12 protein-coding genes and 2 pseudogenes are annotated in these 14345 nt (G+C 58.6%); 5 read left to right on the top strand and 9 right to left on the bottom strand.

Features of this window, described 5'->3' with window-relative positions:
* Positions 1-46 precede the first annotated feature (46 nt).
* The gene (locus J2X76_RS25295; protein ID WP_310220242.1) at positions 47-904 is read left to right on the top strand and encodes a LysR family transcriptional regulator; all 858 of its coding nucleotides are present in this window, start codon (positions 47-49) and stop codon (positions 902-904) included.
* A 94-nt stretch (positions 905-998) separates the two neighbouring features.
* Here J2X76_RS25295 and J2X76_RS25305 read toward each other — a convergent pair.
* A pseudogene (locus J2X76_RS25305) lies at positions 999-1904 on the bottom strand (aldo/keto reductase).
* A 242-nt stretch (positions 1905-2146) separates the two neighbouring features.
* On the opposite strand from J2X76_RS25305, the gene J2X76_RS25310 reads away from it, so the two are divergent.
* The gene (locus J2X76_RS25310) at positions 2147-2896 is read left to right on the top strand and encodes a sulfite exporter TauE/SafE family protein (RefSeq protein ID WP_310220243.1); all 750 of its coding nucleotides are present in this window, start codon (positions 2147-2149) and stop codon (positions 2894-2896) included.
* A gap of 801 nt (positions 2897-3697) precedes the next feature.
* Here J2X76_RS25310 and J2X76_RS31660 read toward each other — a convergent pair.
* A complete protein-coding gene (locus J2X76_RS31660; RefSeq protein ID WP_405030090.1) occupies positions 3698-3931 on the bottom strand; it encodes a hypothetical protein in 234 nt (77 codons plus the stop codon).
* Positions 3895-4044, bottom strand: coding sequence for a hypothetical protein (locus tag J2X76_RS25315; protein WP_310220244.1), 150 nt, complete (start codon positions 4042-4044; stop codon positions 3895-3897). Before J2X76_RS25315 ends, J2X76_RS31660 begins: the two co-directional genes overlap by 37 nt.
* On the opposite strand from J2X76_RS25315, the gene J2X76_RS25320 reads away from it, so the two are divergent.
* Positions 4030-4749, top strand: coding sequence for an IS3 family transposase (locus tag J2X76_RS25320; protein WP_310220245.1), 720 nt, complete (start codon positions 4030-4032; stop codon positions 4747-4749). The genes J2X76_RS25315 and J2X76_RS25320 overlap by 15 nt on opposite strands.
* Positions 4750-4791: 42 nt before the next feature.
* A pseudogene (locus J2X76_RS25325) lies at positions 4792-6009 on the top strand (D-amino acid dehydrogenase); the annotation flags it as partial.
* A gap of 8 nt (positions 6010-6017) precedes the next feature.
* Here J2X76_RS25325 and J2X76_RS25330 read toward each other — a convergent pair.
* From J2X76_RS25330 to J2X76_RS25355, 6 genes are all read right to left on the bottom strand, one after another.
* Positions 6018-7523, bottom strand: a complete 1506-nt coding sequence (locus J2X76_RS25330) for a tripartite tricarboxylate transporter permease (RefSeq protein WP_310220246.1) — start codon at positions 7521-7523, stop codon at positions 6018-6020.
* Complete coding sequence (locus tag J2X76_RS25335) at positions 7516-8163, bottom strand: tripartite tricarboxylate transporter TctB family protein (protein WP_310220248.1); 648 nt, start codon at positions 8161-8163, stop codon at positions 7516-7518. Before J2X76_RS25335 ends, J2X76_RS25330 begins: the two co-directional genes overlap by 8 nt.
* A gap of 84 nt (positions 8164-8247) precedes the next feature.
* Positions 8248-9234, bottom strand: coding sequence for a tripartite tricarboxylate transporter substrate binding protein (locus J2X76_RS25340; protein ID WP_310220250.1), 987 nt, complete (start codon positions 9232-9234; stop codon positions 8248-8250).
* A gap of 224 nt (positions 9235-9458) precedes the next feature.
* Positions 9459-10937, bottom strand: coding sequence for an NAD-dependent succinate-semialdehyde dehydrogenase (locus J2X76_RS25345; RefSeq protein WP_405030086.1), 1479 nt, complete (start codon positions 10935-10937; stop codon positions 9459-9461).
* A 17-nt stretch (positions 10938-10954) separates the two neighbouring features.
* The gene (locus J2X76_RS25350) at positions 10955-12196 is read right to left on the bottom strand and encodes an iron-containing alcohol dehydrogenase (protein WP_310220364.1); all 1242 of its coding nucleotides are present in this window, start codon (positions 12194-12196) and stop codon (positions 10955-10957) included.
* Between the two features lie 118 nt (positions 12197-12314).
* The gene (locus tag J2X76_RS25355) at positions 12315-13067 is read right to left on the bottom strand and encodes an SDR family oxidoreductase (protein WP_310220251.1); all 753 of its coding nucleotides are present in this window, start codon (positions 13065-13067) and stop codon (positions 12315-12317) included.
* A gap of 331 nt (positions 13068-13398) precedes the next feature.
* Between J2X76_RS25355 and J2X76_RS25360 the strand changes: the two genes are divergently transcribed.
* Positions 13399-14331: a 3-keto-5-aminohexanoate cleavage protein gene (locus J2X76_RS25360; protein WP_310220366.1), complete on the top strand. Its 933-nt coding sequence runs from the start codon at positions 13399-13401 to the stop codon at positions 14329-14331.
* The last annotated feature ends 14 nt before the right edge of the window (positions 14332-14345 follow it).

Raw genomic sequence — 14345 nt, forward strand, 5'->3', positions numbered from 1 at the left:
TTGCTTGTGACCACCACAAGAAGAACTAATCAAAAGAGACAAGATCATGCGGCTGCCGTTGGAGTCCCTGCGCATATTGGAAACGTGTGTTTCCACCGGCAGCTTTGCCCGCGCGGCCGAACGGTTATGCCTGACACCCGCTGCCGTCAGCCTCCGTATCCGAACATTGGAGGCCGAACTTGGCCAGCCGCTCTTCCGACGAGCGGGACGACGCGTTGTCCCGATGCCAGGGGCCGCTCTGCTGGCTGGCCGAATTCGCGCGGCGCTGCACGATATCGCCGGCGCGATCGACGAGTTTCAGGCAACCACCCCACCACTCCGATTGACCGCACCTCCGACATTCGCGTCACGCTGGCTCGCGCCACGCCTGGCACGTTATTCCTCTGCGGGAAGATCCCCCATCGAGGTCGATGTTTCCGCCGATGTCCGCGATCCCAGTGCGTTCGACGTTGCGATAAGGACGGGTCGTGGCGGATGGCAAGGGCTTGATGAATATCGGCTTGCCCCCGTTGAGGTGACGCCAATGCTGGCGCCTTCTCTCTTGGGAACGCGGAACCTGATCATGCCGGATGCGCTTGCAGATTTCGAGCTTTTGCCGCATCCGGATTGGCAAGCTTGGTTCGAGGGCGCCCGGTGCGAGATATCGCAAGCTCAGCGATTTATAGCGATCGATTACCCCACGCATGAGTTGGACGCCAATGCGGCACTGGCCGGCGTCGGGGTGGCGCTGCTGTCGCCGGTGTTGTTTCGGCCGCTTCTGGAAAAGGGATTGCTGATCGCGCCGTTCTCCTACGTGCTGAGCGGGCCCGCCTGGCATTTTGCGCTTATGCGCACGGACGACCCGCGCCTCGCGCCCAGACTGCTCTGCGAATGGCTCCGCGAACAGGCTCACGAGCTCACCTGATGCCGATCATTCTTTCGTTTCGCGCACGCAGCCCAGGTTTGAGCGCTACCCGGTCGGGCCGCCGCAACCCATCGCTTCGAGCCGCTTCTGGCGATCACCACGAGTGGGGTGTCAGGAGAGCGAAGGATCGGCGCGCCTGATCCGACGATCGACAGCGTCGGAAGAAAGACAGATACGACCCCGGCCATCACATGCTCCGAAAATAAATTCTCCACCCTCGCCAGCTCTCACCCGCATGAGCTCCGCCAGCCCCCGCGCGCGACCGACGCCGGGAACGGGCAGCGGCTCCGACGGCAGCACCGAGATCCGCCAGCGGGTTGTCGCGGCCGTCGGCATCCCGAAATCGGAGGCTTCTGTCTGGCGCCTCCAACGGCGGGTCAGGAAGCCCTTGCCCCAGAGGGCTGTAAGCAACGAGGCCGATGCCGAGTTCTTCGCAGGCCTCAAGAATACCGTTCGTCTCCGGTCCGCAGGTCCACAACGAATACTCGTTCTGAAGGGCGTGACCGGCTGGACGGTATGAGCTGTGCGGGCGCCGGGCTCCGACAGACTGAAGTGCTTCACCTTCCCTTCAGCGATTAGATCCTTGACGGTGCCTGCGACGTCCTCGATCGGCACGTTTGGGTCAACGCGATGCTGGTAGAGTGAGATCGATCGTCTCGATCCCGAGGCGCTTCAAAGAACCCTCGGCTGCTTCGCGGATCCGCTCCGGCCGACTGTCGACGCCTGCCGCCTTGCCGTCTTCAAACTTGAAGCAGAACTTTGTCGAGATGACCACCTCGTCCCGGACGGGACACAGCGCCTCGCCAACGAGTTCCTCGTTGGTGAATGGCCCGTAGATCTTGGCCGTGTCGAAAAAACCTACGCCGCGGTCATGCGCGTTGCGGATAAGCTTCACGATGTCCGCGTTCGCAAGCACATGTCCGTAGGAGAAGTTGGGGCCCATGTAGCCGAAGCCGAGCCCGGTGACTTCAAGGCCTCGTCCGAGCGTTCCCTTTTTTATGATCACTACCTCTTCGTTTTGATGGCAAGATCATACGCCGACCGCCTCCCCCAATTAGTCCGCTAAATCTGCATGCGGTCATGAATCACATTCATGGATTGCGTGGGACGCGGACCGAGATCTTGGCCTGTCCCGATGTGATGGCAAGCATTGCCCACTCGCCGGGACCGCGGTAAAGCGTCGTCCCCCGCCCCGCCCGGGCCGTGGTTTTCATTAGGCGTCACGGGAAAAGCGATCTGAACATGTACGATATCATTCTCCTTTTCCTCGCTGGCTTGTTGGCAGGCAGCATGAATGCGTTAGCGGGGGGCGGATCGTTCGTATCCCTGCCTGCGCTGATATCGGCCGGAGTGCCGTCTGTTGCCGCAAACGCGACTAGCACCTTAGCCTTGTTCCCCGGTGGCTTGGCGAGCTCGTGGGTTTACCGTGATGGGATTAAAAGTGTGTGCGGCGTCAATGCGTTGGCCATTGCTATGGTGACGGTGGTTGGTGGTGTTGCCGGAAGCGTTTTATTACTTCTAACCTCATCCAAGGTTTTCGATGGTCTCCTGCCATGGCTTTTGCTGGTGGCTACATTCATGCTTGCCGCAGGTCCAAGGCTCAGCGTCAGGCTCCGAACGCAGGCGCGTCCAAGTGTTCTGGCCTTTGCGACCGTTCAGTTCTTTCTTGGTCTTTATGGTGGCTATTTCGGCGGCGCGGTGGGTCTTATGATGCTTGCGGCGTGGAGCGCGCTCGGGGGCGAGGAGATCAAGAGTCTGAACCCTACAAGAATGGTGATGGTAACTGCGGCAAATGCGGTCGCCGTGGTCGTCTTCGTCCTGGCTGGGGCGATCGTCTGGCAAGAATGCATTCCGATGACAACCGGAGCCGTTATCGGCGGTTGGATCGGAGCGCACATTGGACGGAGGCTGCCATCACCGGTCGTCCGGGTCCTAACTCTCGCGGTCGCTATTTTGACAACAACAGTGTTCTTTTCGCGGGCTTACCTTTAAGCGGAGGTCGGGCTTCTCGAGAATTGCAGCATCAGGTCAGTTTGACGGTGCGGGGGCTGATCGACCGTTCAGACGATCATCACTCTCCGCATTCACCCGGAATTGTGCCCGATGCGGGCTTCTCCGCGACAGCAAGCAGCACCATTAGATTCCGGCGCCCAAATGGCCATCGTAGACTTAAGGCGATGGCCCTTCAAAAGGCGTTCGCGATTGGAAGGCTGCCGGTGCAGTCTTGCTGACTGTGCGGTTGTTGATGCGCGGCTTTGGTCCTGCGCCTTGATACCCTCGCGAACATTCGATTTTGACAAAACGCAAAAATCGCAGCGCGTCATGTCAAATGACATAGACGCGTTGTTCCCGGCATGTGATGATGGAACATCATCGGCAACCGAATGTGTAGGCGCCGATGTCTGAGAGTTACGATATGCTCCCGCCTGCTGAATGGAGGCGAAGCCATGTTTGCTTCTCGATCTTCACGTCCCATATTGCAACCGCTTCTCGAACGCTACGCCTCGGCGTATCACGTTCGTGGTCCCGAGCGTGAAGCATTCATCGAACAAACGCTCGCATACATCGCAAACGATCCCGACATTATGCTTGTCGAGCCCGTCGAGCGCGCAATCGCTGTCGCAATGGCGCAGATACATGACGCCAATTTCAGAGCTCGGGCCGCATCAGTCGAGACTACTGTGGCTCGATAATACGTCGTACCGCTTTTGCGGCGCTTCCTGCGCCCAATCGTCGATCTGTATGCCAGTGTAAGCCTCTCCCGATTTGCAGACCTATTCTATCAGCGATTTTTCAAACTTCAGGCTGCCGCGCCGAGATTGCAGTGATAACGCCGGTACTAAGATCGGCAACGATAGCTGTCGCGCTGTCAATATACCAAACGAGGTCGGTTCCCGTACCACCGTTGAAGGAATCGGCGCCGGAGCCGCCGATGAAGTGATTGTTCGAGGTATCTCCGACAAAGACGTCGTCAAAGGCTGAACCTTCGACTACTTCGATCGTTGCGAATTGGTCTTCGGCAGCAATACCAGTGGAGAACCGGTCGCAAGATTGATAGACACCGCGGCCGCTGAAGCCTGATAGCTGACGATATCGAGGCCACCACGATCGATCGTCTCGAATGCGTGGGTGATAGGCATTGTTCCGCTATCGGAGTTCAAGCTCTATATAAGCTGCAGTGTCCCTTCAGATCGATCCGCGACCCTGCACCTCAAGGTTCGTGCGGCAAAGCTTTAAGTCTCAGCGACAGTCAGCTCGGTGCAGTTATCGAGGATATCCAGGACGAGCTGCCTTGCTATGGATATCGACGCGTCACGCACGAGCTCCAGAGGCGAGGTCACCTCGTCAACCACAAGCGGGTCGCCCGCTTCATGCGGGCCAATGGCCTCGGGATCAAGCCTCGCAAGCGGTATGTTCGCACGACTGACAGCAACCACGCTTCGCCGATCTACCCAAACCTCTATCGCAACGTGATCCCGGCGCGACCCGATATGGACTGGGTGGCAGACTTCACGTACATCCGCATCGCCGTCGGCTTCTGCTATCTTGCCGTCATTCTGGACGCTTGCAGCAGGAACTTCTTCGATGAACCTGGGCAATCGCTCGACGACGTCCGCGAAGGTTTCATACCCGGCAAAGTCGTCGGCTATGGTTTATCGAAACGCCTGGATACGCCGCTGCCGCGGGCCGCACTACATTCGGCCATCGAGAACCGTAAGCCTCCGCCTGGCTGCATTCACCACACGGACCGCGGATGCCAATACGCAAGTGAGACATATTGCCGAGCGCTCGATGCAGCAGGCCTGAAGGGATCCATGACCCGACTCGCTCAGCAGGCGGCTTAGTTTGAAGCGCCCCGATGGTCCAGCCCGAGGGGTTCGCTCCATGTCGGCGTCACATCAGCATACCAGCTTGCCAAGGCCGGCTATGAGGTCACGGTCGTCGATCGCCAACCCGGCCCGGCACTGGGGACCAGCTTTGCCAATGCCGGCGAAGTGTCCTTCGGCTACTGCTCCCCTTGGGCGGCGCCCGGCATTCCGATGAAGGCGCTTAAATGGCTGTTCATGGAGCATGCACCGCTGATCCTGCGTCCGAAGATCGATGCCGCCATGATTTTATGGATGTTGAAGATGCTATCCAACTGCGCCTCGAAGCGTTACGCCATCAACAAGAGCCGCATGCTGCGGCTGGCGGACTACAGCCGCATCTCGCTGGGTGCGATGCGCGAGGAAACGGGCATTGCCTATAACGAGCGCATGCAGGGTACGTCGCACCTGTTTCGGACACAGGGCCCGCTCGATGCATCCGCCAAGGACGTAAAGGCGCTTGCGGCCGATGGCATTCCCTATGAAGTGCTTGCCCCCAACGGCTGCATTCGCGTCGAACCGGCCTTGAAGCATGTGCGCGAGAAGATCGTCGGTGGCCTTCTAACGCCAAAGGGACGAGACTGGGGATTGCTTCAAGTTCGCCAACGCCTTGGCGGCGAAAGCCACGGAGCCGGGCGTGCGCTTCAATTATGGCAGCATCATTCGCGGCCTCGATGTCGAAGGCGATCGTGGGGCGTCATCACCGCCCACGGCCGACTGGAAGCCGATGCCGTTGTCGTGACACTCGGTAGCTTCTCGCCGCTTCTGGTGCGTTCTCACGGCATCCGCCTGCCGGTCTACCCCGTGAAGGGTTATTCGCTGACCATTCCGCTCACCGACGAGGCGCGCGCGCCGGTATCGACTGGGATGGATGAAACCTTCAAGATCGGCATTACGCGGCTGAGCGACCGGATCCGTGTTGGCGGCATGGCGGAGATTTCCGGCTATGCCAACGATCTCGGCGAGCCCCGGCGGCTGACGCTACAGCACTCCTTCACCGATCTCTTCCCCGGCGGCGACGTGTCGAAAGCAAGCTTCTGGTCCGGTCTTCGCCCGATGACGCCGGATGGCACGCCTGTGATCGGCGCGACCAAGGTGGCCGGCCTATTTCTCAACACCGGCCATGGCACGCTCGGATGGACGATGAGCTCGGGATCCGCCCGCATCGTGGCGGACCTCATATCGGGCCGCAACCCAGAGATCGACGCACTCGACCTAGGAACTGCGCGGTACGGGTAATTCACGAGTTACTCGTTTTCGCCGAGATAGGCTCTATTCTTTCTGATCGCCGGCAGTAACGCCGAGCAAAGGGCGATCCCTATCACGCTCAAGGTTAGTAGTGTGAGTGGTTCGCCGATGAAGGTTCCGATCGAGCCCTGGCTGAGAATGAGTCCTCGGCGAAGATTGTCCTCAAGCATCCCGCCGAGTACGAGCCCCAGCAGCAAGGGCGCGGCCTCAAATCTTAGTTTCGAAAGCAGATATCCGACAACGCCGAATACAGCGACCTGTAACACGTCAGAGGGACGGGCGTTGACGGAATAGATTCCGACACAGCAGAACAGCACGATCATAGGAAACAGTAGGTGATACGGCACCTTAAGGAACTTCACCCAGATGCTTATCAGCGGCAGGTTGATAATCACCAGCATCAAGTTGCCAACCCACATTGAGGTTATGACACCCCAGAAAAGATCGGGATGTTTCGCAACGACCTGGGGACCGGGTATCACACCGTGCAGCGTCATGGCGCCGCCGACGAGCGCCATGGTTGCGGTTGAGGGAAGCCCAAGCGTTAACAAGGGGACAAATGTCGTCTGAGCGGCCGCGTTGTTGGCAGCCTCCGGGCCGGCGACGCCCTGAATCGCGCCTTTCCCAAACCGCTCGGGGTGGCGCGAGACCCGCTTCTCAAGCGCGTAAGACGCGAATGTTGAGAGAGTCGCCCCGTTGCCGGGAATGATACCGATCAGCGATCCGAGTAAAGATCCCCGCGCAATGGCACCAGAGGCTTCGCCGATATCCTTGCGGTTCGGGAGGAGGCTTCCGATGACGCTACTGACAACGGGCCGCTGTTCGCGTGATTCGAGATTGCGAAGAATTTCAGCAATGCCGAACAGTCCCATAGAAACGATGGCGATGTCGAACCCGTTGTAAAGCAGGTCGGTGCCAAAGGTCAGCCGCGGCTCGCCCGTAACCTGGTCCGCCCCAACGAGAGCCATCATCACGCCGGTGATAAGCATACCGATAGCCTTGAGCAGCGAGCCACCGGCAAGAATGATGGCGAGGCTCAAGCCCAACAGCATCAGCGCAAAGTAGTTGCCGGCTGTCAGGCTAAGCGCCAAGTCAGAAAGCGGGAGTGCGGTTGCCGCAATGACGAGTGTCGCAAACGTCCCCGCAACAAACGAGCCGATGGCCGCGATACCGAGCGCCTTCCCGGCCTTTCCCTGCTTCGCCATCGCATGGCCATCAAGTGCGGTGACGATCGAAGAGGACTCTCCGGGCATGTTCACAAGTATTGCTGTTGTGGACCCCCCATACTGCGAGCCGTAGTATATGCCTGCGAGCATGATCAGCGCGCCAACAGGCTCCGTGTTGTAGGTAATCGGCATCAGAATCGCAATTGTGGCGAGCGGCCCGATGCCCGGAAGCACCCCAATCAATGTGCCGACAAAACATCCGATAAAGCACAGCAACACATTTTCAAACGACAGGATTACAGAAAAACCCAGATACAGATTATGGAAAAGGTCAGCCACGCGTCCGCTCCGCCGACATGTAGAGGATGAGGTAGAGCCCGAGCGCGATCATCGCGTAGACGATATAGCTGGCACGAAGCGCGAAATACTCGCCCACAGAGGCGTTCAGCGAGTCGGCGATGGCTTTCGGATAGACCGGGATATTCACGGCGAGAACGTCCACAAATATTAAAAGTAGCGCGGAAGTGAGACCGAAGGCTAGTACCACCAGGCTTCCCAAGCGCAGTCTATCCGCAGCGCAGCCGGAGATGAAAACAGTCAAGGGACCGACGACCAACAGGCCGAGTTGCGGCGCGGTTACCGGACCGAAAATGCCACCTCGGATGAAAAGGCCGAACACGCCGATAGAAAGGATGATCAATGCCGTTGGCCGAATGGCGAGCTCTAGACGCTCGCTGTTTTCCGAAGGCTGAAACAGACCTTGCAGGACGACCCCGAGCCCGACAATGGCGAGAGCGATAGACAGTATCGTCGGAAGCGTGCCGGATCGTATATCGGTGATCGTGCCGAACTCGAGTTCAATCGCGCCGAACCAAACCAGCAGAGCAATCATCATCAACAGTATTCCGCCGATCACATCGACACGCGCATAGCGGGGTACGGCATGCGGGCATTGCTCGCCCGCTGGATCAATTATCAACGTCGCCTCCGTCAGACGCATGAGCACATTGGCCCGTCACGGCGAGGTCGTGGCGGGCACTTTCCTCTAATCTCGTCACTCTGATCATTTTAGGGTGTTGGTGTCTTCTATGAGTGTCTTCCAGCCTTTGACCTGCCGCTCCATGAAGGACTGTGTCTCGGTGGCGTCGTAGTCGAGTTGCTGAATCGCCAGCTCGGCGTATCGATCTTTGACATTCTTGGTATTCAAAGCCTGCCGGGTTTTGGAATTCAGTGTTTCAATGATCGTTTTGGGCGTATCCTTCGGCACGAAAAGCGCAGTCCAGGAATCGATGAAATAGTCTTTCACACCGGCTTCCGTTATCGATTGCACGGCCGGAAGAGCTGGAGATTTGTCGGGGCCCGTCATCGCGATGGGCGTTACGCTGCCTGCCTTGATGAACGGCATCGCCGTGCCGATATCAAGGATGGTTGCCGAGACCCGTCCTGCGATAATGTCGTTAATTGCATCAGGGCCACCTTTGTAAGGAACCGGCGTCATTTTCAGACCTGCACGCAGCTCGAGTCCCTTACGCGCAAAGTCCCCGACGCTGGTCCAGCTCGCATAGGTCACTTTTCCCGGATTGGCTTGGGCATGTTTCAGCAGCTCCGGAAACGTCTTTATGTTGAGGTTGTTGGCAACAACCATCACGTAGGGCGTGTAACCGAGGATCGCGACCGCCTTTAGGTCCTCCAGAGCATTGTAGTTTGCGGCCTTATTGATGATTGGATTGATGGCAATCGTGGAGGCTACCCCCATAACGACCGAGTAGCCGTCCGGATCGGCGGCAATCCCTTGCTTAGTTCCAGGAACGCCGGCTGCCGCCGCAACATTTTCGATGACGATGCGCTGTCCAAGAATCGACGCCATTGCGTCGCTCCATATACGTGTTTGTGTATCTGCTCCGCCTCCGGCTGCAAACGGCACAATGGCGTTGATTGGTTTGTGAGGATAATCTTGGGCTGTAGCATTGCCCAATCCTATGGCAAAAGCTGCAGCCAGCGCGATAGCCGCCGTGGCCATCCAGCCCGAGCCCTTCCTGATTCCGTTCATATGCAATCCCTCCCAAAAATTGCCTTCCAACAAGCAGTAAGCTTGCCTGTACTCTGGATATCTCCCATCGGCACAGCAGACGCTAAGTTAAAACAAGTGCGAAACCGGCCTATTTCCCTTCCAGACAGTTTCGAACAGTGAAATCAATCCCGACGCCTGGGTGTATGCCTCGACACGCAAGCCGTTCAAATCAAAGGTCTGAACGGCATATCTCGTACCGTGACTTACCAGTTTACGGCGACGTACTTGGTTTCACAAAACTCTAGAATGCCGTGATGGGAGCCTTCGCGCCCGAGCCCGCTCTGCTTAACGCCGCCGAACGGCGCCGCCGGATCGGACGCAAGGCCACGATTGAGACCGATCATGCCGCTTTCCAACCGCTCGGAGACGCGGAGGCCGCGGGCCAGGTCCTGCGTGTAGACATAAGCGATCAAGCCGTACTCGGTATCATTGGCAGCCTGGATTACCTCGTCCTCCGTCTCGAATGTCGAGAGGGCGGCGATCGGCCCGAAGATTTCCTCGCTTGTGATCATCGCATCCTTCGCCACGTTGCTGATCACCGTAGGCGGGAAATAGAAACCATCCTGCTGCAAAGGTCGCCCGCCCGTCAGCACGTTCGCACCGCGGCCGACTGCGTCGTCTACCAGACCGGCGATGCGGTCGACGGCGCTCTGGTTGATCAACGGGCCGCACTGTGTCGCTCTGTCATAACCCGGGCCGACCTTCATGGCGCCCATCCGCTCTGCGAGCTTGGTCGAGAAGGCGGCGGCGATACCCGTCTGCACGTAGAACCGGTTGGCGGCAGTACAGGCTTCTCCGCCGTTACGCATCTTGGCGACCATCGCGCCTTCGATGGCCGCATCCAGCTCTGCATCGTCGAACACGATGAAGGGGGCATTGCCGCCAAGCTCCATCGAGCAGGAAATGATCGTATCGGCCGCCTCGTGCAGGAGCTTGCGGCCGACCTCCGTCGAACCCGTAAACGAAAGTTTCCGTACCCGCGGGTCGTGCAGCATGGCGCTGACCGTAGCGCCTGACCGGCTAGTCGTGATGACGTTGACCACACCATTCGGAACACCCGCCTCGGCATAAAGGGCGGCAAGCGCATATGCGGTCAGCGGCGTCTCGGTAGCAGGCTTCAGCACGCAGGTGCATCCGGCGGCAAGCGCTGGCCCGATCTTGCGTGTCGCCATCGCAGCAGGAAAATTCCAGGGGGTCACCAGGACTGCAACACCCATCGGCTGATGCTGGACGACAATCCGGTTTGCGCCGGAAGGGGCCGTGTAGATCTCTCCGTTCAGACGCACGGCCTCTTCGGAAAACCAACGAAAGAATTCGGCTGCATAGACGACCTCGCCTTGAGCGTCGGTCAGCGCCTTGCCGTTTTCCAGGCTGATCAGCTCGGCGAGCATCTCCTTACGCTCGATCATGAGTTCGAAGCAGCGACGGAGAATTTCGGAACGCCTGCGCGGCGGGGTGGCAGCCCAGCCCGGAAGTGCCTTATGAGCAGCATTCACTGCCTCCATAGCATCCTCAATACTGGCGTCCGCCACTGCCCCGATCGGCGTTCCGGTCGACGGATCGAGCACGTCTATACGCTTGCCGTTTGAGCCGCCAAGCCACTTGCCATCGATGAAGAGATCGGTCGGCACTGAATTGATGTCGAAGCTGAGGGCGGAGGTAATCTTCTGCATGATGGTCATTTGGTGGCTTCCTTACGTCATCGTGAGGTTGCGGCGGCACGCAAAGCCGTCCGATCGCCTGAGAAGGCCGCCTCTACAAGAATTGCCATGGTGTCGAGCTCGATTGGCCTGGGATTATTTTTGATGAGCCTCGCGCTGCCCATTGCCTGTTCCGCGACCAGAGAAAGCTGTGATGACAAAACCCCCAGGTCAGCGATGGTTTTCGGAATACCGACCGACGCAAAAAGCGCATCAAGCGCGTCGATCGTTGCGCTTGCCTGTTCAAAATGTGTCATACCAGTAAGATCGAGGCCCATCGCTTGGCCGATTTCAACGAGTTCCGGCTCGCAATGAGCGCGGTTGAATTCCATCACATATGGCATCATTACGGCTACGCCGGCGCCATGCGGCGTATGGGTCATCGCACCGATCGGATACTGTACCGCGTGCGCCGCCGCAGTGCCGGCAGTACCGAAAGCAAGGCCGGCGACGGTGGCGCCGAACATCAGCCGTTCGCGAGCCTCGATATCACCACCGTTGTCACAAGCACGTTTCAGGCTGGAGACTATGTGGGAGATTGCCAGCAGGGCATAGTTGTCGCTCAGTGCGTTCTTGCCTATGAAGACGTGCTCATGGACGATCATGTTCGTCGTTTGCCGTCGAAGCGTCGTGAAGGCCTCAATCGCATGTGTCAGCGCGTCGGCACCAGAGACTGCAGTCAAGCCGGGAGGGCAGGACCACGTCAATTCCGGATCGCAGATTGCCGTATGGCTGATTATGTAGGGGCTGGCGATGCCCACTTTCACCGCCCGGTCAGGATCTGTCACGACGGCGACAGGGGTGACCTCCGACCCCGTGCCGGAAGTGGTCGGCATCAGGATAAGCGGCAGGATCGGCGCGGGGATCTTGAACTCGCCGTAATAGTCCGACGCCTTGCCCCCGTGGGTGAGAAGGAGCGCGGCGACTTTGGCAGCGTCGAGACAGCTCCCTCCACCGACGCCGATCACCAGATCTGCACCGATCGCCCTCCCCGCCTCGACGGCCCTTGCGATGCATTCCACTGGGAGTTCAGCGATTGTGCCGTCAGAGACCTTAGTATCGAGCCCGGCCTGTTTCAGCGAATCGACTATTCGGGTGAATTCCGGATCGGCTGCGAGGCGCTCATCGGTGACAACAAGAGCCCGGCTGCCAAGGGCTGTGGCGTAACCGGCAAGCGCATGGCGCTGACCGGCCCCGAAGACGAGATTGCGCGGCATGCGCAAGGTTCCGAACAATGGCACTTCAGTTTCCTCGATTTCCGCCTCCGACCGCTGTTGGCCTGTATCCAACGCGTTCCGGTCGTTCTTCACGGCGCTTAAATTCGCCTGGATTGCTGCTGTTTCATCGGCCATTTAAGCCTTATCGCTGCGCGCCCATCACGTCGAGGACGGCGCCGGTAACCAGCGAGGCCTTCTCCGAGAGTAGCCAAACGATCGCCTCGGCGACCTCATCGGGCAACCCGGCGCGCCCCAACGGATTGTTGGCGGCGAACTCCTTCACCCGATCGGCCTGACCCGCCTTGGCATGGATCGGGGTGTCGATCATACCCGGTCTGATGGCGTTGATCCTGATACCGTCCCGCGCGACCTCTACTGCAAGCCCCTTGGTCATGGTATCGACGGCTGCCTTGGAACCAGCATAGTGGATAAACCGCCCAGGCGAACCCGTCAGTGCGCCAATGGACGAGATGTTGACGATGGTTCCGCCCTTGCCGCCATGCTTGGTCGACATACGCTTGACGGCTTCCCGGCAAGCGATGAGCACCCCGACAGTGTTGACTGCGAAAATGTCCATCGCTTCCTGGAAGTCGTAATTGTCCGCCGCGCGGTGTCGCGGTCCGTTTACCCCTGCATTGTTGACGAGGCCCGTTGCGGGTCCAAACGCCTTGTCGGTTTCCTCGAACAACCGGACGATATCAGCTTCCGCCCCCATATTGGCGCCAACTGCGATCGCATTGCCTCCCAAAGCTTTGACTTCGGCGACAACATCTTCAGCGAGTTTTCGCGAGGTGTTGTAGTTGACAACCACGTTGGCGCCTGCCGCTCCCAATAGGCGCGCCGTGGACGCCCCTATGCCGCTGCTTGCGCCCGTTACAATAACAACTTCCGCCATGTGACCTCTTGTGTGAATTGAAGGGGTAAATCGCGAGAAGCCGCATCTTACCGCTTACTTGTCGCGAGGATCGTAGTCGATACCCAAGATTCGCCAATCCGCCGCCTACCGGATTTCGCCCTTCGAAATTGAGATTCTGCTCGAGAGACGTCGTGGGGAAGCGCAAGGCGCTGTCGTCTACTCCGTCGCAAGCGCGCAGGCCTTGCCCGACGCTCTTAGAGAGGTGTTTCGGCATTCGAAATTCTTTCGCTTGCCCCGTGAGATCAATGACAGATTGGCCTTCGATCTGGATGCGCAAAAATACTTCAGGCGCTATCCAGGGGGCACCCAAATGAATAAGCAACGTAAGGTCATCATCACCTGCGCCGTCACCGGCTCGATCCATACACCGTCGATGTCGCCGCATTTACCGATCACTCCGCAGGAGATCGCTGACTCCGCTATTGAGGCCGCTGAGGCAGGAGCAGCAATCATCCATCTTCATGCGAGGGATCCTGCAACCGGCGAACCAGATCAGTCAGCCGAGCTGTTCTCCCAGATCCTTCCGATCATCAAGCAGAGATCAGGTGCCGCACTCAACATCACGACCGGCGGCTCCTCGACGATGACGATAGAGCAGCGCCTTCTGCCGGTTGCAACGTTCAAGCCCGAAGTTGCTTCCTTGAATATGGGCTCTATGAATTTCGGTCTTTATCCGATGCTCGCACGGTTCGATGCGTTGAAACATGATTGGGAAAGACCTTACTTGGAAGGATCACGCGACCGGGTTTTCAAGAACACGTTTGCGGATATCGAAAGAATACTCACGACATGCGCCGAGAATGGCACCCGCTTCGAGATCGAATGCTATGATATCGGCCATCTCTATAATTGCGCACATTTCGTTGATCGGGGCTTGGTCAAGCCGCCGTTTTTCATTCAGAGCGTTTTCGGTCTGCTCGGAGGAATCGGAGCGCATCCTGAGGATGTCATGCATATGAAGAGGACTGCCGACAGGCTGTTCGGCGATAGCTATCACTGGTCGGTTCTTGGTGCGGGCCGCCATCAGATGGCGGTCGCACTACAGTCCGTTCTTCTGGGAGGCAACCTCAGGGTCGGCCTGGAAGACTCACTGTGGATCGGGCCGGGCCGGTTGGCCAAGTCGAACGCCGAGCAAGTTCGCCTTGCCCGACAAATGGTGGAATCTATCGGCCTCGAAGTGGCAACTCCCGATCAAGCTCGCGAAATGCTCGCTCTCAAGGGCGCCGACCGAGTTGATTTCTGATCTATCAGGCCGGC

It is taken from the genome of Neorhizobium sp. 2083 (assembly GCF_031455615.1).
Taxonomy (GTDB): Bacteria; Pseudomonadota; Alphaproteobacteria; order Rhizobiales; family Rhizobiaceae; genus Neorhizobium.